Genomic DNA, 18,882 nt, shown 5'->3' with positions numbered 1-18,882 from the left:
CAATTATTACATTCAGATTTTTAGATACCTTTATCTTTGCAGATTAAATTGATAATATGGAATATATACTTCAACCATGGCCATGGTATGTTTCCGGGCCTTTGATTGCCTTTACGATGCTAATGTTGGTGTATTTTGGAAAAACATTCGGCATGTCGTCCAACTTACAAACACTTTGCAGTATTGGTGGTGCTGGGAAATATTCAGACTATTTCAGGTTCGACTGGAAGGCCCAGCGCTGGAATCTGACCGTTGTTCTAGGTGCTATTATTGGTGGATTTATAGCAACACAATTTTTATCGGATGGTTCGGCAATTGCCCTGAGCAGCGAGACCATTTCAGAATTAAATAATTTAGGATTTAATGAGGTTGGGGAATCCCTCCTACCTCCCGAAATTTATAGCTGGGAAAATGTTCTGAGCGCAAAAGGGATATCGATTTTGGTCATTGCTGGATTTTTGGTTGGCTTTGGAACCAGGTATGCCGGAGGATGTACTTCGGGCCATGCTATTACAGGCTTAAGCAACCTTCAGCTGCCCTCGTTAATAGCGGTAATAGGATTTTTCATAGGCGGACTTATAATGACCTTCTTTATTTTACCCCTAATTTTTGGGGCCTAAAATGAGGTTCGGAATTTACACCGTCATTGTAATGGGCAAAATTTTCAATTAGGAAGTTATAAAAAGAACAATCAATTAATAATAAGCTTAGACTGGAGAAATTGTTTCAGCAATAAGTACATAACATAAACAAAAATGAAATTTTTAAAATTCTTGTTGGTAGGTATCTTCTTTGGTATTGTTCTGGTAAAATCGGAAGCAGTATCCTGGTATCGTATCTATGAAATGTTCAAGTTTCAATCCTTTCATATGTACGGAATTATCGGCTCTGCAGTATTTCTTGGCGTACTATTTATTTGGATCTTTAAAAAATACAAGGTAAAAAGTATTGAAGGTAGAGAAATAGATTTGGCTCCAAAAGATAAAGGAGTGGCAAGATATATTCTTGGGGGTACCATCTTTGGATTTGGATGGGCTTTGGCAGGTGCTTGCCCAGGACCTATGTACATTTTAGTAGGCACTGGTGTTTTTAGTATGTTTATTGTAATTGGAGCCGCCCTTTTGGGAACTTTTATCTACGGCCTACTGCAGAACAAATTGCCCCATTAAGACAAAAGACTCCATATAAACAGTATTGTGGTTGAATTTTACCTTTAGGAAATTTCCTAAGTATTGGCAAGATAAATCATGAGAGACAGGAATGGCCATATTTATCCCTTACCTTAACAAGGCTGTTGATTTGTTTAATTAAGAATAGGCTCTTTGGAACTATTTTCTACTTACACGATTTCAGCACTTAATCCTGCGTTCAGAAGCTTACTACATCTTGGCTCCAAATCGTTATACTCCCCTGTTTTAACAGTACATTTACCATTGTAATGAACAATTAAGGAGCATTGCTCCGCCTGTTCCGGAGTATGGTCACAGGCCATTATTAATGTTTCAATGACATGATCAAAAGTATTAACCTCATCATTGAACAAAACAATCTCATTTTGTTTTAGCGTCTCCTCTTCCAAAAGCAATTCTTCCGAGACTTTTTCTTTGGTACTCATAGAATTCAATTTTAATACCTTCTAAAATACATATTTTACTGCAACCCAATTATTCTTTTCCAGATTTTTTTCAAATTTTAACCCTACTTCCATGCATCTTTCCGTAATCTGGGGTATATCCTGCACATAAAAGCCACTCAAGAACATAGTTCCGCCTTTGTTTAGGCATTTTACATAGGCCGGAATATCTTCCAACAGAATGTTTCTATTTATATTGGCTATAATAATATCATATTTTTGATCTACCAATAGATCGGCAGTACCTTCAAAAACATTGATATGGCCACAATTATTTCGCTCAACATTTTCCTGAGCATTAAGGTAGCACCAGTTATCTATATCTATGGCATCTATATCCTTGGCTCCTTTCATTGCTGCCAAAATAGCTAAAACCCCTGTTCCACTCCCCATGTCCAAGACAGATTTACCATTAAAGTCATGATCTAGAATGTGCTGTAACATCATATGGGTAGTTTCATGATGCCCAGTACCAAAACTCATTTTAGGTTCAATAATAATATCATAATCCACTTTGGGCTTCTCATGAAAAGGAGCTCTCACCACGCACTGGTCTCCCACTTGAATGGGATTAAAATTACTTTCCCATGTAGCGTTCCAATTCTCCTGCTCTATCTCCGAATATTCATACTCAATTTTAAACAATGGATTTTCAAGAATTTCTAAGTCATCCAAAATATTTGGATTCCAATCTTCCTTTTTTATATAAGCTTGTACCCCATCCTCTTGTTCCACAAAACTTTCGAATTGAACTTCCCCCAATTCAGCTATCAGGATGTCAGAAGCTGGTTGAACAGGATCTACCTTAAAATTATACTCGATATATATGGAATTCGACATTTTATTAAAATTAGCTAATTGACCATCCTATTGGAGAAAAAGAACCCGTTGATAATACAACGGGCCTTTCCAAATATTTTATTGTATCCAAACCACTGAAAATGGTGAATTTGAACAGATATTGAATTTTATATTATTCTTTATGATATTGCTTTAATTATCGCAATAAAATCATCCGCTACCAATGCAGCTCCTCCAATTAAACCTCCGTCCACATCTGGTTTAGAAAAGATTTCTACGGCATTGTTAGGTTTTACACTACCTCCGTAAAGTATGGAAACATTATTCGCTATACCAGAGTCGTATGCGTTGGTAATTGTATTACGAATAAACGCGTGCATTTCCTGTGCTTGTTCCGGCGATGCCGTTTCTCCCGTTCCAATTGCCCAAACAGGCTCATATGCCAAGATAATTTTGCTCCAGCTTGAGGCGTCCAAAGAAAATAAAGCATTTTTCAATTGACTTTCCACTACTTTAAAGTGATTTTCAGACTTACGATCTTCCAATTCCTCTCCAAAACAAAACATTACCCTCATGTTATTGGCCAAGGCGGCCGCTACCTTCTTTGATAAAATTTCATCGGTCTCCCCAAAATAGGCTCTTCTTTCCGAATGTCCTATAATGACGGTATCTATACCAATACCTAAAAGCATATTGGCAGAAATTTCTCCCGTATAGGCCCCACTTTCAGCAAAATGCATATTCTGTGCAATAACCTCAATGGTAGACGATTTCAATTTATCTACCGCTGCGGCCAAATTCACAAAAGTTGGTGCCACCATTACTTCTGCTTTAGTATCCGGAAGTTTAGCGGTAAGTTCGGCCAACAACACTTCCGTTTCCGCTAAATTCTTGTTCATTTTCCAATTTCCTGCAACTATTTTACTTCTCATTTCGATTCTAATTTATATTGTTCTCTTTTGTAATTAAAGATTTTGTCTTTTTGATTCAGCAAATGTCCACACTTGCTATTTAAACTCTAAATCCTCCAGGTCGTTGTAATGGACTTTTTGGTTGATAGTGCCATGCTCCAAAACCAAGACACCTGGATTAGACCGTACAATTGTTTTTAAAGTGGTTTCATCCGTGAAATAAAAATCGAAACTCAATTTATATTCCTTAATCATTTTTTGAGTATAATCCGGACCGGAAGCGGACATTCCAATAACCTTATAACCGTTCTTAATAGCCTTATCCGTAACCTCCTTAATATCACTAAAGACATTGTAGTGGCTTTTCGCCAGATCATATGCGATTACCATTACCAATTTCGGTTCCTGTAACAGGGAGGCCGAAAAATCTTCCCCATCCCGCTCAATAGTGAAATCATGTATCGGGGGTTGGTATCCCTTCTGAATTTCCTTTGTTTCCACACCAATAAATTCTCCTTCTACCGAGGGATAATCCCCATTGGTCACCACCACTTTTTCTTCCCCGTCCACATTGAACTTCCAACTATAATCAAAAATGGCAACCGGTGCATTTTCTGGAACGCTCATGCCTTCCTCTATGTTAGCTCCAATTTTATAAGGTCTAAAATCTATCGCTGGTAAGTGGTTAAGCACATAATAGGCAAAGATAGCACTTATCAACAAACTAAGCCCCACAAGTAGCCTTTGACTTCTGTTCCCTAATGGCGATTTAATATGTTTAACCCCTAAAAAAAGTATAACAATGAGTACCAATAAAATTACATCCTTGGTAAAGGATTCCCAAGGCGTTAGTTTTATGGCATCTCCAAAACAGCCACAATCGGTAACCTTATTAAAATAAGCAGAGTAAAAGGTTAGGAAAGTGAAGAATACGATCATTAAAAGCAGACTCCAAAGTGTAATTTTAATTCGAAAACCTATTAATAGCATTACACCCAGCAATACCTCCAGAATTACCACAAAGATTGAAATCCCCAGGGCATAGGGCATCAGAAAATCTAAATCCAGTACGCCTGGACTAAAATATTCCTCCAATTTAAAGGAAAACCCAACAGGGTCATTTAGCTTAATAAATCCACTGATAATAAATAAAACGCCGACAATAATACGGCACAATGCCACTATATATTTCATATTCTAATTCAATTCTCTTTTAATGAATCCAAATCCAAATCCGATTTGAAATTTTATCGTTTTCCCAATTATCTTAATCTCACAATAATTCATTGTTCAATATCCAATATTTAAAATTGGAGTTTTAGGATTTAGTTTCTTTTCCTAAATGTATCATTGCAAATACAGCATAGTTGATCATGTCCTGATAGTTGGCGTCTATCCCTTCGCTTACCAATGTTTTACCTTTATTATCCTCTATCTGCTTAACGCGCAACAACTTTTGCAAGATCAAATCCGTAAGGGAACTTACCCTCATCTCCCGCCAAGCTTCCCCATAGTCGTGGTTTTTATTTTCCATTAAGGTTTTGGTGACGGAAATATGTTTGTCAAACAATGTTACCGCTTCGGAAGGGGACAGATCTGGTTGATCAACAATTCCTTTTTCAATTTGAATTAAGGCCATTACGGAATAATTAATAATTCCGATAAATTCTGAGATCTCACCCTCATCTACCTTACGCACTTCATTTTCCTGCAAACTTCTAATGCGTTGTGCCTTGATATATATTTGATCTGTAAGTGATGGAAGCCTTAAAATTCGCCATGCACTACCGTAATCTTGCATTTTTTTCAGGAAAAGTTCCCTACAAATATTAATAACGGCATTGTATTGCTCGGAAGTATTATGCATTTAATCTTTCTAATTTGTGTAAATTTCGCTTAAAATTTTAAACTAATCAAAAATCGAGGTTTAAACTTAACTACCCAAAGTTTTACAGCCTTTTATCTTACAAAAAACATGACCATTAACTGCAAAGGAAATTTATTGGATTTAAGTACACCAAGAGTAATGGGCATACTCAATATAACTCCAGATTCTTTCTACGATGGTGGCAAATACAAGAACGAAGCCGACATTATTTCCCAAGTAAAAAACATGTTGGCAAGTGGCGCCACCTTTATAGATGTTGGGGCGTATAGTTCACGACCCGGTGCGGCACACGTAGATGAAAAAGAGGAGTTGACACGAATTATTCCAATTACAAAACTATTGCTCAATACTTTCCCGGACATCCTATTGTCCATTGACACCTTTAGAAGTAGTGTGGCCGATGAATGCCTAAGTCTTGGAGCTGCCATAATAAATGATATTTCCGCTGGTAATTTAGATCCTGAAATGTTGGCAATTGTTGGCAAACACCGCGTACCCTACATCATGATGCATATGAAAGGTACCCCCAACAGTATGCAGGGCAAGACAAATTATGAAAATCTAATAGGCGAAATTCTCTATTACTTTTCGGAAAAAGTGGCCTTGGCAAGGAGTTTTGGCATCAATGATATTATCATTGACCCCGGCTTTGGTTTTGCAAAAACTTTGGAGCAGAATTATGAGATTTTAAAAAAATTTAATTTATTGCACAGCCTGGAACTACCAATATTAACGGGCATAAGCCGAAAATCCATGATTTATAGACTTCTTGATAGCTCTCCGGCCAAAGCTTTAAATGGCAGTACGGCATTACATATGTATGCGCTGATCAAAGGCTCACAAATATTGAGGGTACATGATGTTAAGGAAGCCATGGAATGCATTAAATTATTCAAAGCCATCCAAGGCTCCTATAATCCATAGGTACCTATTTAAATTATCGGCATAGGGAAATTGTTTAAAAAAGGACCAAAACATTTTTCGGAATTTAATATTCGGTTATAGCTTATTTCCTATTTTTACAAAAACCACAGGATTGGATTTTTTAAATTTCTTAGATTTTAGTGTTACAGATATAATAGACATCTTTTTGGTGGCTGTACTCATGTATTATGTATACCAATTGGTCCGGGGAACCGTAGCCATTAACATTTTTATTGGTATTGTCATCGTTTGGGCCTTTTGGAAATTGACGGAAGTCCTGGGAATGAAAATGATCAGTAGCATGGTAGGTGGTTTTATGCAAGTGGGTCTAATTGCCCTTATTATAGTTTTCCAACAGGAAATTAGAAAGTTCCTGTTAATGGTAGGTTCTACCAATTTTGCTTCCAAACGCAACTTTCTAAAACATTTTAAATTCTTAAAAGAAGACGGACTGACCATTGGAACAAATGTAGATGCCATTATTTCGGCCTGTGAAAGAATGGGAAACACAAAAACTGGCGCGCTAATAGTTATTGCCCGAAATAATTCCTTGGACTTTGTAAAGTCTAGCGGTGATAAAATGTATATAGAAATTACCCAACCTATTCTGGAAAGTATTTTTTATAAGAATAGTCCCTTACATGATGGCGCAGTGGTTATTGAGGATAATTTTATAGTAGCGACAAGGGTAATTCTTCCCGTCTCCAATGAACGCTCCATTCCATTGCGTTTTGGCCTAAGACATAGGGCTGCAGTTGGTATTACCGAAAAAACCGATTCCCTTGCCCTAATTGTAAGCGAGGAAACCGGCCTTATATCCTATATAAAAAATGGGGAATTTGTACTGTTTAAGGATACGGAAGAACTGGCCAGTTTAATAAAATCCGATCTGCTCTGATTCCAACACCATTAATATAACCCTTAGGCCACCTCTTCGGCCAAGAATTGCGCTTCATAAAGGTTTTGGTAGTATCCTTTTTGCTTCAATAGCTCTTTGTGGGTTCCGGTCTCCACAATCAATCCGTCCTGCATCACCAATATTTTGTCGGCCTTTTTAATCGTTGCCAAACGATGGGCGATAATAATTGAAGTACGACCCTCCGTAATTTTTTCTGTGGCGCGCTGTATCAACTGTTCCGAATAGGTATCTACGGACGAAGTAGCCTCATCCAACACCAGAATACTGGGGTTACTAACATAAGCCCTTAAAAAAGCTATCAGCTGTCGCTGCCCACTGGAAAGCATGGTACCCCTTTCCTTTATATTGTAGGTATAACCACCTGGAAGACTGGAAATAAACTCGTGTACCCCGATCTGCTTAGCGGCCTGTTCCATAAGCTCTATGGTAATATCATTATTCTTTAGTGAAATATTATTGGCAATGGTATCGGCAAAGAGAAATACATCCTGCAATACAACTGCAATTTTAGATCTTAAAGAGTTTAATTTATAGTCCTTAATATTAATTCCATCGATTAAAATAGCGCCAGAATTAATTTCGTAGAAACGATTTAGCAAATTAATAATGGTGGATTTCCCCGCACCTGTTGCCCCTACTATGGCAATCGTCTCTCCCGCCTTAACTTTAAAGGAAATTCCATGCAGTACTTCTTCATTTTCCAAATAACCGAAGCGCACATTTTTAAATTCAATATCCCCTTTTACACTTTCCCTATCTATTGTCCCTACATCCTGAATATTACTGTCCGTATCCAATATTTTAAACACCCTATTGGCAGCCACCATTCCCATTTGAAGGGTATTGAACTTATCGGCAATTTGACGTAAAGGGCGGAACAACATGCTGGACAATAATATAAACATGAAAATGGTACCGTATTCCTCTTGGCTAATATTGGCGACATTCTGCAAACCGCCGTACCACACGATCAAACCTACCGTAATGGATGAAACAATTTCAGCGACCGGAAAAAAGATAGAGTTATACCAAACTGTTTTTAACCATGCATTTTGGTGTTTCTCGTTGATTTCCCTAAACTTCTCCTTCTCTATTTCCTCCCTAGTAAATAGCTGCACTATCTTCATACCTGTGATACGTTCCTGGACAAATGAATTTAGGTTGGAAACCTGAGCCCTAACCTCAATAAAAGCTACCTTCATAGCCTTTTGAAAAAGCCTTGTGGCGTACAATATTATGGGCAGTACAGCGAATACAATTAAAGACAGTTTCCAATTGGCAACTAGCATTACTACGGCCACCACCAGCATTTTTAGGAGGTCGGATACTATGACAAAAAATCCTTCACTGAAAATCTCGCCAATCCTTTGCATATCAGTTACAGCACGTGTAACCAATAACCCAATGGAAGAATTGTCATAATATTTCATCTTAAAGCCCATAAGATGATTAAATAGCTTTATCCGAATGTCTTTTATAACGGATTCCCCTAGCCAGTTGGCGTAATAATTAAAATACAGCTGACTAAGAACTTCGCCTAACAAAACACCAACCATGGCCAAGGTCAAATTCAATAATTTTTGACTATCCTTATTGGTAATGGCGTTATCCACGATCTCACCAACCAAAATAGGGGTAAGCACAGCAAAACCGGATAATAGTATTGCCGCGATGGCAACGCCGTAAAAGGTTAATTTATATGGTCTAACATGCCTAAGCAGGCGCTTAAACAATCTATAATCAAATGCTTTTCCTGTATCCTTATCCATTGTAATCAATAATATTTTTTGGATATTTTATTGCTGTCAAATATAATCCTTTTGCGGGCACCGATACCCCGGCATTGCTCCTATCCTTACTTGCAAAAACGGACTCTATGTCCGTCAAGGAAGATTTACCCAGACCAACATCAACGAGGGTACCAACAATAGCGCGTACCATATTACGCAAAAATCTATCTGCGCTTATAGTAAAAACCAACTTATCACCATCATAGGTCCATATGGCCTTTCTAACATCGCAGAGGTAGGTTTTTACATCGGTATTGGACTTTGAAAAACATTTAAAATCCTTATGTTCCACTAAAATAGTAGCCGCTTCGTTCATCTGCTCTATATTTAACGGATATTTCACATAATAGGCCGCATCGGTCAAAAAAGGATTCTTTTCCTGTACTATCCAATATTCGTATATACGTTCCAAAGCATCAAAGCGGGCATGTGATTCCAAGGGAACTTCAAAAATTTCACTTACCGCGATATCATCAGGTAGAAAAGCGTTTAAACGGTAAATCAGTTCAGTACAATTAAAAAGTACATCAGTATCAAAATGTGCGTACATTACCTTTGCATGTACCCCCGAGTCGGTCCGCCCCGCCCCGGTCAAGGAAACGGTTTCCCGTAACATCAGGGAAAAGGCTTTTTCCAAAACTTCCTGCACCGTTATTGCATTGGGTTGTTTTTGCCAACCGTGATACGGCTTACCTTTGTAAGAAAATTGGACGAAATATCTCAATTGAATGATTTAGTTTTGTAGTTGGCAAAGATACTTGTTCTTAAGGAGAAAACGGATCATGGAGTTGTTTTACTAAGATGAAAATGTAGTTTTGCGCTCAATTAATTATTTTTTTTGGCCTGAAGGGTTTTAAAATGGGAATCTTTGATCCTAGCTACCAGCAAGCCTTAATTTTCTAAAGCACCCTATGAAAAAAATACTCTTGCTCTCCGACACCCATGGCCATATGGACGAAAAAATCCTAAAATACGCCAGGGTCGCAGATGAAATTTGGCATGCAGGTGACATTGGCAATTTGGAGGTAATGGATACGTTGGAAAAAATAAAGCCAGTAAAAGGTGTTTACGGCAATATAGATGAACATAGGATTCAATTGGAGTATCCATTGGACAATCGGTTCAAATGTGAGGATGTTGATGTCTGGATGACCCATATTGGAGGATATCCCAATAAATACAATGTACGGATCAGGGAAGAGATCAAAATTAACCCCCCTAAACTTTTTATCTCCGGACACTCCCATATTCTTAAGGTAATGTGGGACAAAAAGTTGAACCTGCTACATATGAACCCTGGGGCCTGTGGAATCCATGGTTTTCACCAAATACGTACTATGCTACGGTTTGTTATAGACAAAGAGAACATTAAGGATTTGGAGATTATTGAGCTTGGAAAAAGAGGATAATTTTTAGAGGATCTGTGATACTTATTAAAGACTTAAACCACTATATGCCCCTGAAAAGGCTGGAATAGTTCAACTAACTGCTATAAATTTCGTCTCAAAGCACCTTTTTAAAACAAGTTCCACAAATAAAAAACCCGGGCACTACCCCGGGTTCACGCACTAATACTACTAAGATGTTAGGCTTAACGCAAACGATCCACAGATTTTACAAGATCTTCATCCTTTTTTATTGCCCTGTTGGCCAGGACTAAAAAAACGATAGAAAATACAGGAATCAGCATCCCAATACCCTTCTCAGAAACAATAGTTTCTCCGGATAAGTTTAGTGATCGGTAAACGAAAAATCCTAGTAAAAAAAGATTCAATATCATATTCAACCTGTTTACCACAAATTGATTTTGTCTATTCTTATATAAAACTATAGCCAACAGCCCAAGGACTGCCACAACATAAAAAGCAACGGAGAGGAAAACTTCATTTTCAGCGAATATTTCATTTCCTGCGGCATCAGACCATAGATTTACAAAAAACGGTACAACCGCCCCTAATAGTATAACTACGATTAAATAAAGTGTCTGAATTCTTTGAATCATGCTTTTTAATACAATTGAAAAGCAAAAATAAGCGTCTTTTTAAAATTTATCACCTAAATATTGAAAATAATTTGTAATATTGCTACGTTATAAGTCAAATTACTTACCAACAGGGGATTTCATTCCCTTTATTACCCATAACAAGAACAACATACACTTCATATTTTCGTAATAAGTATAATTTATTCAAAACTTAATGTTTGAGATTTCAGATTTAAAATCAAAAAAGCTTCCTGAGCTTCAGGAAATAGCCCAGGGACTTAATGTTGCCAAATTTAAAACTTTAAAAAAGCTGGATTTGGTATATCAAATTTTGGATGTACAAGCATCCAACCCCAAAATTGTTCAAGAAAGAGTCGAAACAACTAAGGAGGACAGCAGTGCTCCAAAGCCCAAACGATCCAGAATAGCAAATGACAAGTCCAAGTCAGCTGTCACCAAGTCTCCTATTGCTAACAAACCAGTTACAAAACCGGCAGAAACAATAGAAAAAACTACGTCAGAAGAAGTTATACCCACGACAGTCGAGGAAAAGAAAGAGGACAACAAACCAGAAAGAAAACCTCGCCAGCACAATAAGCCGGTACAGGCGAAAAAGGAATTTCAAAAAACTGCACCTCAACAAAACGCAGTACAACAGAATACTCCGCAATCCAACAAACCACAACATAAAAAAAATCCTCACCATCAGAAAGGTAACGTTGACAAAAACAACAGTAATTTTGACAAGGATCTAAAAAACAAATACAAAGAACCGGAATTTGAGTTCGACAGTATTATTGAAAGTGAAGGTGTACTGGATATTATGCAGGATGGCTACGGATTTTTGAGATCTTCGGATTACAACTATCTTTCCTCACCGGATGATATTTATGTTTCCCAGTCCCAAATAAGGTTATTTGGACTTAAAACCGGAGATACGGTACTTGGCAATGTACGCCCACCAAAAGAAGGTGAAAAGTATTTCCCACTTATTAAAGTTAATAAGATAAACGGGATAGACCCTCAAATAGTTAGGGATAGGGTGTCTTTTGAACACTTGACCCCATTATTCCCACAGGAAAAATTTAACCTTGCCGAAAGGCAGAGCACCATTTCCACTAGAATCATAGATTTATTCTCGCCTATTGGAAAAGGACAAAGGGGTATGATCGTTTCCCAGCCTAAAACTGGTAAAACCATGCTCTTGAAGGATATTGCCAATGGCATTGCCGCCAATCATCCTGAAGTTTACCAAATTATTCTTTTGATAGATGAACGTCCTGAGGAAGTTACGGACATGCAGCGTAATGTACGTGGTGAGGTTGTTGCTTCTACTTTTGACAAGGAGGCTACAGAACATGTACGTGTTGCCAATATTGTTTTGGAAAAAGCTAAACGTTTGGTAGAATGTGGACACGATGTGGTTATCCTATTGGATTCCATTACACGACTGGCTCGTGCCTACAATACAGTACAACCAGCTTCCGGAAAGGTATTAAGTGGTGGTGTGGATGCCAATGCGCTTCATAAACCGAAACGTTTCTTTGGTGCTGCACGTAATATTGAAGGAGGAGGTTCCTTAACCATTATTGCAACTGCACTTACCGAAACCGGTTCCAAAATGGATGAAGTAATCTTTGAGGAATTCAAAGGAACTGGTAACATGGAATTACAATTGGATAGAAAAATATCCAATCGTAGAATATTCCCTGCTATCGACCTTACCTCTTCGAGTACAAGACGGGATGATCTTTTATTGGATGAAAACACCATTCAGAGAATGTGGATCATGAGAAAGTATTTGGCAGATATGAATCCTGTAGAAGCCATGGAATTTATTGAACAAAGATTTAGGCAGACAAAGAACAACGAAGAGTTTTTGTTGACCATGAATCAATAAACTATAATTTTACTTTTCCCTAAGATGGGGAAAGGTTCAAAATCCCATTTGGTTAAAAAGCCAAATGGGATTTTTTTTGTTTCAATTCTTAACACAAAAATGTACTTATTTTTTTAAGTGATTTTTTTAGATGTACAATAATCAGTAATTTAACATTTAATTTAACAAGTGTTTTCCTCCAACGCTTACCGATAAAGTTTCACTTTTATTAACACTAACTGTAAAAATTTAACTTATGAAAAATCTAAAAAGAATTTGTACCAAATTATGTTTTGGATCCCTAGTTGTTTTTGGTTTTATGTCCTGTGAACAAAAAAAGGAAAAATCACCTGTTCAGGAACCGGAACCCAGAGAAATCAAGGCCCCTAAGCAGATTGTTTCCGTGGCTCAAGCCAAAACCATGTACGACTACTATGGCGAGCGCAGAGTAGCCCTAATTGAGAAATACGAAAATGACCTTGAACCGGAGAAAAAGTTCGACGTGGCCCGTTTTGGATACTATGACTACAACACCATTAAAGAATACATGAACTATATTGAACAGGAAGCTAAAAAAGCAAATGTGGAGATTTCCTCCCTGCGTTTTTATTTTTCCAATTATCCCGATAAAAAAACTTTTGACAATGGTCGGGAAATAAAACATCCGAAACAAAATTCATTTTTTATCATTCCTGCCATAAAGGGCGAGAACGATCGTGAATACGGATTTTATATTAGGGAAGAGGACGACGGAAAAAACATTCCCGTATTGCTTACCGATAATTTGGAACAAAAAAAAGATGGGGATATGGACAGACAACAGTCGGGAGCAGCTAAATCCGAGGCTTCATTTATGCCTACCACCCCTCCTGCCCCATTTTATGTCACAAATAAAAGTCTTGTTTTAAACGAGGCCAATATGGTGCCTCCACCCTACCATTAATAATACCGAATAACCCCAACTCGAAGCAAAAATGGAAGTATTGGATACTATTTTAGAGAATGCCAGTGAGCCTCTCTATGCTTTAACCTTATTGGTAGCCTTAATAAAATACCCAAAATATTACAGTAGTCCATTAAAGTATTTTCCCATTCTGTTAATGTATACCTTCTTAACAGAATTATTGGGCTATTTTACAAAGAACTACGAAGTGTTCCATATTTCCATTTTTACTTCTATCGTTAATCACAATGTCTTTATTTATAATATTTACAATCTAGTATTCTTTCTCTATTTTTTTTACGTGTATTGGAGTTACATAGAAATCAAAAAGTACAAAAACTACATCCTGTATGGTGGAATATTTTATCTGATCCTCTCCTTCATAAATCTTTTTCTTCAAAACTTTAAATTGGAATCCCAGATATACAGTTATTTGGCAGGTGCACTTATTATTTTGATATGCATAATTCTATTTTTCCGTGAACACCGTAACTCATCCAAAAGATTGGATTATAGGTATTCAGGAATTAAGTGGATCAGCATTGGGCTCTTAATATTTTATATGGGTTATGTCCCCATTAAAGCTTCCCGATTTTATAATTATATAAACCAATTAAATGAATACGTCCATTTTAGAAGAATCCACCTCACGCTGATCATTATAATGTATATCTGTTTTATGGTAGGATTCCTAAGAATGAAACGCAAATTTTGGATTTGATGTGGGCAGGGTATTTTCTACCCCTTTATTTTAAAGCGATTGATTTTTCCCGAAACCTAACATGCCTTCTTCCATATAAAAGAAACACCCTGAAAATTGGTATCTGTGTCACCTAAAATATTTTAAAGAAAAGCTTCTTTACAAGCCTACTTATTAATATATACCGTCTTTTTGTTTACAAACTCCAACATACCTTCCATAGACAATTCCCTTCCATATCCTGAAGCTTTAGTACCCCCAAAAGGCAATCTAGGGTCCGACTTCACCATTTCATTTATAAAAAATGCCCCATCGGGTATGTCTCCAATTATTTTTCTTGCCGATTTTATGTCCTCTGTGAACAACATGGAACCCAAACCAAATTTAGAGTTTGCCGCCAAAGCAATGGCTTCCTCCCTATCTTTTGCTTTTACGATGGCCGCAACAGGCCCAAAAAGTTCCTCGTCAAAAGCCGGCATCCCAGGCACCACACCTGTAAGTACAGTAGGTTCATAATAGGCACCTCGCCGGTTATTGCCATATAAGACTTTGGCACCCTTATCTACCGATTCCTTTACTTGTTGGGCAAGGGTTTTAGCCAAGTCCTCTCTTGCCATTACACCTATATCTGTTTCCTTGTCCAATGGATCTCCAGATTTCAGGGTCTGGACCTTATTGCGAAATTTCATTAAGAACTCGTCATAAATCTCCTCCAACACTATAAATCTTTTTGCTGCTATACAACTTTGCCCGGTATTCTGCATTCTGGCCATTACCATAGTATCCATATAGCTATCCAAATCGGCATCTTCCCATACAATACAGGCATTATTGCCCCCCAGTTCCATGACGGACTTTTTCAAATGTTTTCCCGCCTCTGCCGCTATTGCCCTACCCGCTTTCTCACTCCCAGTAAGGGTAACCCCCTGAACAATAGGATTGCCTATTATAGACTCCAGCTGTTTATGGTCCGCTAGAATAAATTGAAAGCTACCCTCCGGATAACCTGCCAATGTAAACAACTCCTGCAGTGCCAAGCCACAACCAGGAACATTACTGGCATGTTTTAATATTACCGTATTACCAGCAGTGAGCGTAGGGGCTGCAAAACGGATAACCTGCCAAAAAGGGAAGTTCCAGGGCATAATGGCCAATATGCAACCCATGGAATCGTAACTAATAAAACTTTCGTTCGCCTCTGTATCTATAAGATCATCTGCAAGAAATTCGACCGCATTCTTAGCATAAAAATCACATGCCCATGCGCATTTTTCAATTTCCGCAATACCTTGGTTAAGGGGTTTACCCATTTCCTTTGACATTAATTGGGCATAAACTTTTTTATTTTTTAATAAGGCTTTTGCTAAATTTTTCAATAGTCCGGACCTATATTCCACAGCTTCATTTTTCCAACTTTTAAAGGAAATATCGGCCTTTTCCAAAACTGCCTTTATATCCCCTTCCGTAAACATTCTATATTTTTCCAATGGCTCTCCATTATATGGGTTTACTGACTCTATGTATTCCATTTGTTGTAATTTTAGTATTAATAAAAATGCAAGTTAAAAGGATTGTATACATTATTTAACTCCACACAATAAACTCTATATAGTATTGCTATTTTATACTTGTTATCAATTAAAACAGTGCCAAAATTTTTTCCCGATCAAATTTATTCTCAATATTACCCTCCACATCCATTTTTAAGGCTTCCAATTCCTTTTGAACTTCTTCCATACTTTCCTTTGATATATTGGAATCCTGGGATATATACTTTAAGGCTCCCATAAGGGCGAGAACCACTGAACTATCCTTTTTTGCATACAACCTGATAGGCTGGATTATTATTTGCATTAATTCTTTGGCTCTGAGGTTATTTGTGACTAAAATCAATTTCCCCTCCCTTAGCGACTTGGATACTTTATTCGGGAACCTCATTGTCTTCATAAGCAAAGGTGCCAGTTTATTAATGGAATTAATGGCAGTTCCTGGATCATTTATTCCCGGAGACATAGCCTTGACCGCAATTTCCATTAATTTAATAAATCCACCTATACCATTGTTTTCATCTGTACGATTATTGGATATATCTACACATAACAATAGATCATCCAAATCCTTACCTTCAATCATTTTCTGAACCCGCACTAGCGGCATTCCTTCCCAAATATGCTGACCCACAAAAGGTAGCACTTCTATATGGTGGCCTTGATCAAATAGGGAATCACTTAACAATGAGACATCAAAACCCCTAAAATAGCCAGATTTATGTGAATAAATGGTTTCAAAGTTATGCATCCTCAGGTCTTGTAGTCCCACTTTCAATGAACTGAAATCCTTATATTCCTCATCCAAATATCTTGAGCTGGTGCGAAATATATTGTTGATTATATTTTGAATTTGAATGGATGTAGAAATGCTATGAATAAAATATACAAACAGGCCAATACAAAGCACTCCTGAAATTGCGGCGAACATAGTTGAAAACCCAACGGAATGGGCATCCATGCCATGGCCTCCCAGAAAAATCAAAATTATGATACAGTATAAGAGCGTGCCTATGTACACACCTAAAATTAATTGATGCCTTTTATTGGAAACCAAACTAGGCAATAATCTTGGTGAAAAATTGGAGGAGGCTTGACTGAGTACTACCATAACCATTGTAAAACTAAATACCGTCAAAGAAAGGATACCGCCTATTAAGGTCGTCAATATGGCTCTAGCAGTTTCATAATCCTCTATAAAAAAATAAGGTATACGTTGTTTTAAAGTTTTAGCCAACTCCAAACTTTCCAATTCCAGCATTATGAAAGCCAATACAAAGAATCCAATGGAAATGAGAACGGGATAAAAGGCAATACTCTGTAACACCCTACTATAAAGATTCTTCAATATTTTTATAGCCCATTTAAACATAGTATACCCAATTTTCAAGTTATTTAAAGGTAGTGAATTCCAATTTTCATAATAGCACAATACCTAGAAATAGTGTCACAAACGATTGGAAAAAAATAAAGTGTGATACAAAAAATAAAATCTGCTTTGTATAAGAGTTAAAAATAATTAGAATACAGCACCTATATTTTAACCCTCTTGGATAAATTTGTTATAACAAAAGAAAAAAGACGATTGCCTTCTTCGATCTGGCAATTGGAAAAGCCTAAATTTCGGGGGACATTTAGGATTAAAAGTATTCTGTTTTGAATTACTAAGAACTACAAATGTAATTCAAAATATGATGGTTAGGTTGGTTGTTAATTAATGGTTTCGACATTTGAACAGGTCGGAACCATTTTTTTTTAACAATGGCCCTCTATAATTTGGTATATTTATGAATCATTGGGGTGAATCAAAATAATCTACCTAACTTCTAGACCAAAGACTTAAAAATTACTATTATGGATTTCAATATTGACGAGGCTTGGGCGGACATGATGAATAGATTAACCTCCTGGTTGGATAGTTTAATTGTGAATCTGCCCAATTTCATTCTTGCCTTGGTCGTATTCACCATGGTAATTGTACTTTCTAAATATGTCTCCAAACTCACCTGGAAACTACTTGAAAAAAGTAGTCTACAGAGATCTATGAAAAGCCTTATTGCCAAGTTGCTTTCCATATTGGTAATTTTGACTGGGCTATTTTTGGTTCTTGGAATATTGGATTTAAGCAAAACCCTAAACACTATATTAGCAGGTGCGGGAGTTGCCGGTCTTGCTGTTGGCCTTGCATTACAGGGGGCTTTAGCCAATACTTTCTCTGGAATTGTCCTCTCGTATATTAAACATATTAAATTTGGAGACTGGATAGAAAGCAACGGTTATGAAGGCGAAGTAATAGATATAGATTTAAGGGCTGTGACCATTAAACAATCGGATAATAATTTAATCTATATTCCAAACAAATTGGTCCTGGAAAATCCGTTACGGAACTTCTCCACTACGGCCCAATCCCGTGTAATCCTAAAATGTGGCGTGGGTTATTCATCCGATTTGGAATTTGTACGTGATTTGGTTTGCAAAACGATCAAGTCCCATTTTGAGAATATAGAAAACACCAAGGAAGTGATTTTTCTTTATACCGAATTCGGCGATAGCTCCATTAATTTTGAAACACGATTCTGGATTAAATCCACTTCCGCCATAGAATTGTTAAAAGCAAAAACCACAGCTATGATCGCCATCAAAAAGGCATTTGACCAAAATGGCATAAACATTCCTTTTCCTATTCGTACATTGGATTTTCCGAAAGATTTCATGAAGTCTTCTTAATATTGTCCAAAGAACAATTTTTTAATTTCTCACGGTATTCCATGGCTTTTTGGAAAAGCCTCCAATTAGACTATGGACAACACCTAAAGAGGAATCCTTTACATATTGCGGATCAAGAACAATTGTTGTGTTTATGCAAATATTGTGGTCAATCTATAAAGGAAGAATTCTACGTTTTTGACTCCTCTGAATTGCGCTCTAAAAGCTTTTATTTTTGCATTGAATGATTCCGCCGA

19 protein-coding genes are annotated in these 18,882 nt (G+C 37.1%); 8 read left to right on the top strand and 11 right to left on the bottom strand.

What is annotated here, in order from left to right; all coding sequences use genetic code 11:
• Nucleotides 1-56 precede the first annotated feature (56 nt).
• A complete protein-coding gene (locus H4O18_RS19515) occupies nucleotides 57-620 on the top strand; it encodes a YeeE/YedE family protein (protein WP_187587786.1) in 564 nt (187 codons plus the stop codon).
• A gap of 135 nt (nucleotides 621-755) precedes the next feature.
• The gene (locus H4O18_RS19510) at nucleotides 756-1,169 is read left to right on the top strand and encodes a DUF6691 family protein (protein ID WP_187587784.1); all 414 of its coding nucleotides are present in this window, start codon (nucleotides 756-758) and stop codon (nucleotides 1,167-1,169) included.
• A gap of 170 nt (nucleotides 1,170-1,339) precedes the next feature.
• On the opposite strand, the gene H4O18_RS19505 is transcribed toward H4O18_RS19510, so the two are convergent.
• The 5 genes from H4O18_RS19505 to H4O18_RS19485 form a co-directional block, all read right to left on the bottom strand.
• Nucleotides 1,340-1,615: an ATP-dependent Clp protease adaptor ClpS gene (locus H4O18_RS19505; protein WP_103440092.1), complete on the bottom strand. Its 276-nt coding sequence runs from the start codon at nucleotides 1,613-1,615 to the stop codon at nucleotides 1,340-1,342.
• A gap of 21 nt (nucleotides 1,616-1,636) precedes the next feature.
• The gene (gene prmA, locus H4O18_RS19500; protein WP_187587782.1) at nucleotides 1,637-2,473 is read right to left on the bottom strand and encodes a 50S ribosomal protein L11 methyltransferase; all 837 of its coding nucleotides are present in this window, start codon (nucleotides 2,471-2,473) and stop codon (nucleotides 1,637-1,639) included.
• Between the two features lie 140 nt (nucleotides 2,474-2,613).
• A complete protein-coding gene (gene tpiA / locus H4O18_RS19495; protein WP_187587780.1) occupies nucleotides 2,614-3,366 on the bottom strand; it encodes a triose-phosphate isomerase in 753 nt (250 codons plus the stop codon).
• Between the two features lie 75 nt (nucleotides 3,367-3,441).
• Nucleotides 3,442-4,539 carry a BT_3928 family protein gene (locus tag H4O18_RS19490; protein WP_187587778.1) on the bottom strand — a complete coding sequence of 366 codons (1,098 nt, stop codon included), beginning with the start codon at nucleotides 4,537-4,539 and terminating at the stop codon, nucleotides 3,442-3,444.
• A 124-nt stretch (nucleotides 4,540-4,663) separates the two neighbouring features.
• On the bottom strand, nucleotides 4,664-5,212 hold the full coding sequence (locus H4O18_RS19485; RefSeq protein ID WP_187587776.1) for a DUF1599 domain-containing protein: 549 nt from the start codon (nucleotides 5,210-5,212) through the stop codon (nucleotides 4,664-4,666).
• Between the two features lie 108 nt (nucleotides 5,213-5,320).
• Here H4O18_RS19485 and folP point away from each other — a divergent pair, with 108 nt between their 5' ends.
• Together folP and H4O18_RS19475 are read left to right on the top strand one after the other, a co-directional pair.
• A complete protein-coding gene (gene folP, locus H4O18_RS19480) occupies nucleotides 5,321-6,157 on the top strand; it encodes a dihydropteroate synthase (protein ID WP_187587774.1) in 837 nt (278 codons plus the stop codon).
• 112 nt (nucleotides 6,158-6,269) lie between these two features.
• Nucleotides 6,270-7,055 (top strand): diadenylate cyclase, encoded by a 786-nt coding sequence (locus H4O18_RS19475; protein ID WP_187587772.1) that lies wholly within the window; start codon nucleotides 6,270-6,272, stop codon nucleotides 7,053-7,055.
• Between the two features lie 23 nt (nucleotides 7,056-7,078).
• On the opposite strand, the gene H4O18_RS19470 is transcribed toward H4O18_RS19475, so the two are convergent.
• Together H4O18_RS19470 and truA are read right to left on the bottom strand one after the other, a co-directional pair.
• Nucleotides 7,079-8,845, bottom strand: a complete 1,767-nt coding sequence (locus H4O18_RS19470; RefSeq protein WP_187587770.1) for an ABC transporter ATP-binding protein — start codon at nucleotides 8,843-8,845, stop codon at nucleotides 7,079-7,081.
• Nucleotides 8,838-9,590 (bottom strand): tRNA pseudouridine(38-40) synthase TruA, encoded by a 753-nt coding sequence (truA, locus tag H4O18_RS19465; protein ID WP_187587768.1) that lies wholly within the window; start codon nucleotides 9,588-9,590, stop codon nucleotides 8,838-8,840. The genes H4O18_RS19470 and truA overlap by 8 nt, the downstream gene beginning before the upstream one ends.
• Before the next feature lie 187 nt (nucleotides 9,591-9,777).
• Here truA and H4O18_RS19460 point away from each other — a divergent pair, with 187 nt between their 5' ends.
• Nucleotides 9,778-10,275: a metallophosphoesterase family protein gene (locus tag H4O18_RS19460; RefSeq protein ID WP_187587766.1), complete on the top strand. Its 498-nt coding sequence runs from the start codon at nucleotides 9,778-9,780 to the stop codon at nucleotides 10,273-10,275.
• 182 nt (nucleotides 10,276-10,457) lie between these two features.
• Here H4O18_RS19460 and H4O18_RS19455 read toward each other — a convergent pair whose 3' ends face one another.
• Nucleotides 10,458-10,868: a DUF4293 domain-containing protein gene (locus H4O18_RS19455; protein ID WP_187587764.1), complete on the bottom strand. Its 411-nt coding sequence runs from the start codon at nucleotides 10,866-10,868 to the stop codon at nucleotides 10,458-10,460.
• 196 nt (nucleotides 10,869-11,064) lie between these two features.
• On the opposite strand from H4O18_RS19455, the gene rho reads away from it, so the two are divergent.
• Nucleotides 11,065-12,750: a transcription termination factor Rho gene (gene rho / locus H4O18_RS19450; RefSeq protein ID WP_187587762.1), complete on the top strand. Its 1,686-nt coding sequence runs from the start codon at nucleotides 11,065-11,067 to the stop codon at nucleotides 12,748-12,750.
• A gap of 235 nt (nucleotides 12,751-12,985) precedes the next feature.
• Nucleotides 12,986-13,672 carry a hypothetical protein gene (locus H4O18_RS19445; protein ID WP_187587760.1) on the top strand — a complete coding sequence of 229 codons (687 nt, stop codon included), beginning with the start codon at nucleotides 12,986-12,988 and terminating at the stop codon, nucleotides 13,670-13,672.
• 274 nt (nucleotides 13,673-13,946) lie between these two features.
• On the opposite strand, the gene H4O18_RS22410 is transcribed toward H4O18_RS19445, so the two are convergent.
• The 3 genes from H4O18_RS22410 to H4O18_RS19435 form a co-directional block, all read right to left on the bottom strand.
• Nucleotides 13,947-14,072: a hypothetical protein gene (locus tag H4O18_RS22410; protein ID WP_281387374.1), complete on the bottom strand. Its 126-nt coding sequence runs from the start codon at nucleotides 14,070-14,072 to the stop codon at nucleotides 13,947-13,949.
• Between the two features lie 467 nt (nucleotides 14,073-14,539).
• A complete protein-coding gene (locus tag H4O18_RS19440) occupies nucleotides 14,540-15,901 on the bottom strand; it encodes an NAD-dependent succinate-semialdehyde dehydrogenase (RefSeq protein ID WP_187587758.1) in 1,362 nt (453 codons plus the stop codon).
• A 109-nt stretch (nucleotides 15,902-16,010) separates the two neighbouring features.
• Nucleotides 16,011-17,291, bottom strand: coding sequence for a DUF2254 domain-containing protein (locus H4O18_RS19435; RefSeq protein ID WP_187587756.1), 1,281 nt, complete (start codon nucleotides 17,289-17,291; stop codon nucleotides 16,011-16,013).
• Between the two features lie 482 nt (nucleotides 17,292-17,773).
• On the opposite strand from H4O18_RS19435, the gene H4O18_RS19430 reads away from it, so the two are divergent.
• A complete protein-coding gene (locus tag H4O18_RS19430) occupies nucleotides 17,774-18,646 on the top strand; it encodes a mechanosensitive ion channel family protein (protein WP_187587754.1) in 873 nt (290 codons plus the stop codon).
• The last annotated feature ends 236 nt before the right edge of the window (nucleotides 18,647-18,882 follow it).

It is taken from the genome of Arenibacter arenosicollis (assembly GCF_014397245.1).
Classification (GTDB): Bacteria; Bacteroidota; Bacteroidia; order Flavobacteriales; family Flavobacteriaceae; genus Arenibacter; species Arenibacter arenosicollis.
This window is presented reverse-complemented; position numbering and strand designations above follow the sequence as displayed.

Bases quoted from the DNA above. Each gene is read 5' to 3' on its own strand.
- folP (WP_187587774.1), top strand. From the start codon at position 5,321: ATGACCATTAACTGCAAAGGAAATTTATTGGATTTAAGTACACCAAGA.
- H4O18_RS19430 (WP_187587754.1), top strand. From the start codon at position 17,774: ATGGATTTCAATATTGACGAGGCTTGGGCGGACATGATGAATAGATTA.
- prmA (WP_187587782.1), bottom strand. From the start codon at position 2,473: ATGTCGAATTCCATATATATCGAGTATAATTTTAAGGTAGATCCTGTT.
- H4O18_RS19460 (WP_187587766.1), top strand. From the start codon at position 9,778: ATGAAAAAAATACTCTTGCTCTCCGACACCCATGGCCATATGGACGAA.
- H4O18_RS19505 (WP_103440092.1), bottom strand. From the start codon at position 1,615: ATGAGTACCAAAGAAAAAGTCTCGGAAGAATTGCTTTTGGAAGAGGAG.
- H4O18_RS19455 (WP_187587764.1), bottom strand. From the start codon at position 10,868: ATGATTCAAAGAATTCAGACACTTTATTTAATCGTAGTTATACTATTA.
- tpiA (WP_187587780.1), bottom strand. From the start codon at position 3,366: ATGAGAAGTAAAATAGTTGCAGGAAATTGGAAAATGAACAAGAATTTA.
- H4O18_RS19485 (WP_187587776.1), bottom strand. From the start codon at position 5,212: ATGCATAATACTTCCGAGCAATACAATGCCGTTATTAATATTTGTAGG.
- H4O18_RS19440 (WP_187587758.1), bottom strand. From the start codon at position 15,901: ATGGAATACATAGAGTCAGTAAACCCATATAATGGAGAGCCATTGGAA.
- H4O18_RS19510 (WP_187587784.1), top strand. From the start codon at position 756: ATGAAATTTTTAAAATTCTTGTTGGTAGGTATCTTCTTTGGTATTGTT.
- H4O18_RS19445 (WP_187587760.1), top strand. From the start codon at position 12,986: ATGAAAAATCTAAAAAGAATTTGTACCAAATTATGTTTTGGATCCCTA.
- H4O18_RS19515 (WP_187587786.1), top strand. From the start codon at position 57: ATGGAATATATACTTCAACCATGGCCATGGTATGTTTCCGGGCCTTTG.
- H4O18_RS19435 (WP_187587756.1), bottom strand. From the start codon at position 17,291: ATGTTTAAATGGGCTATAAAAATATTGAAGAATCTTTATAGTAGGGTG.
- rho (WP_187587762.1), top strand. From the start codon at position 11,065: ATGTTTGAGATTTCAGATTTAAAATCAAAAAAGCTTCCTGAGCTTCAG.
- H4O18_RS19470 (WP_187587770.1), bottom strand. From the start codon at position 8,845: ATGGATAAGGATACAGGAAAAGCATTTGATTATAGATTGTTTAAGCGC.
- H4O18_RS19490 (WP_187587778.1), bottom strand. From the start codon at position 4,539: ATGAAATATATAGTGGCATTGTGCCGTATTATTGTCGGCGTTTTATTT.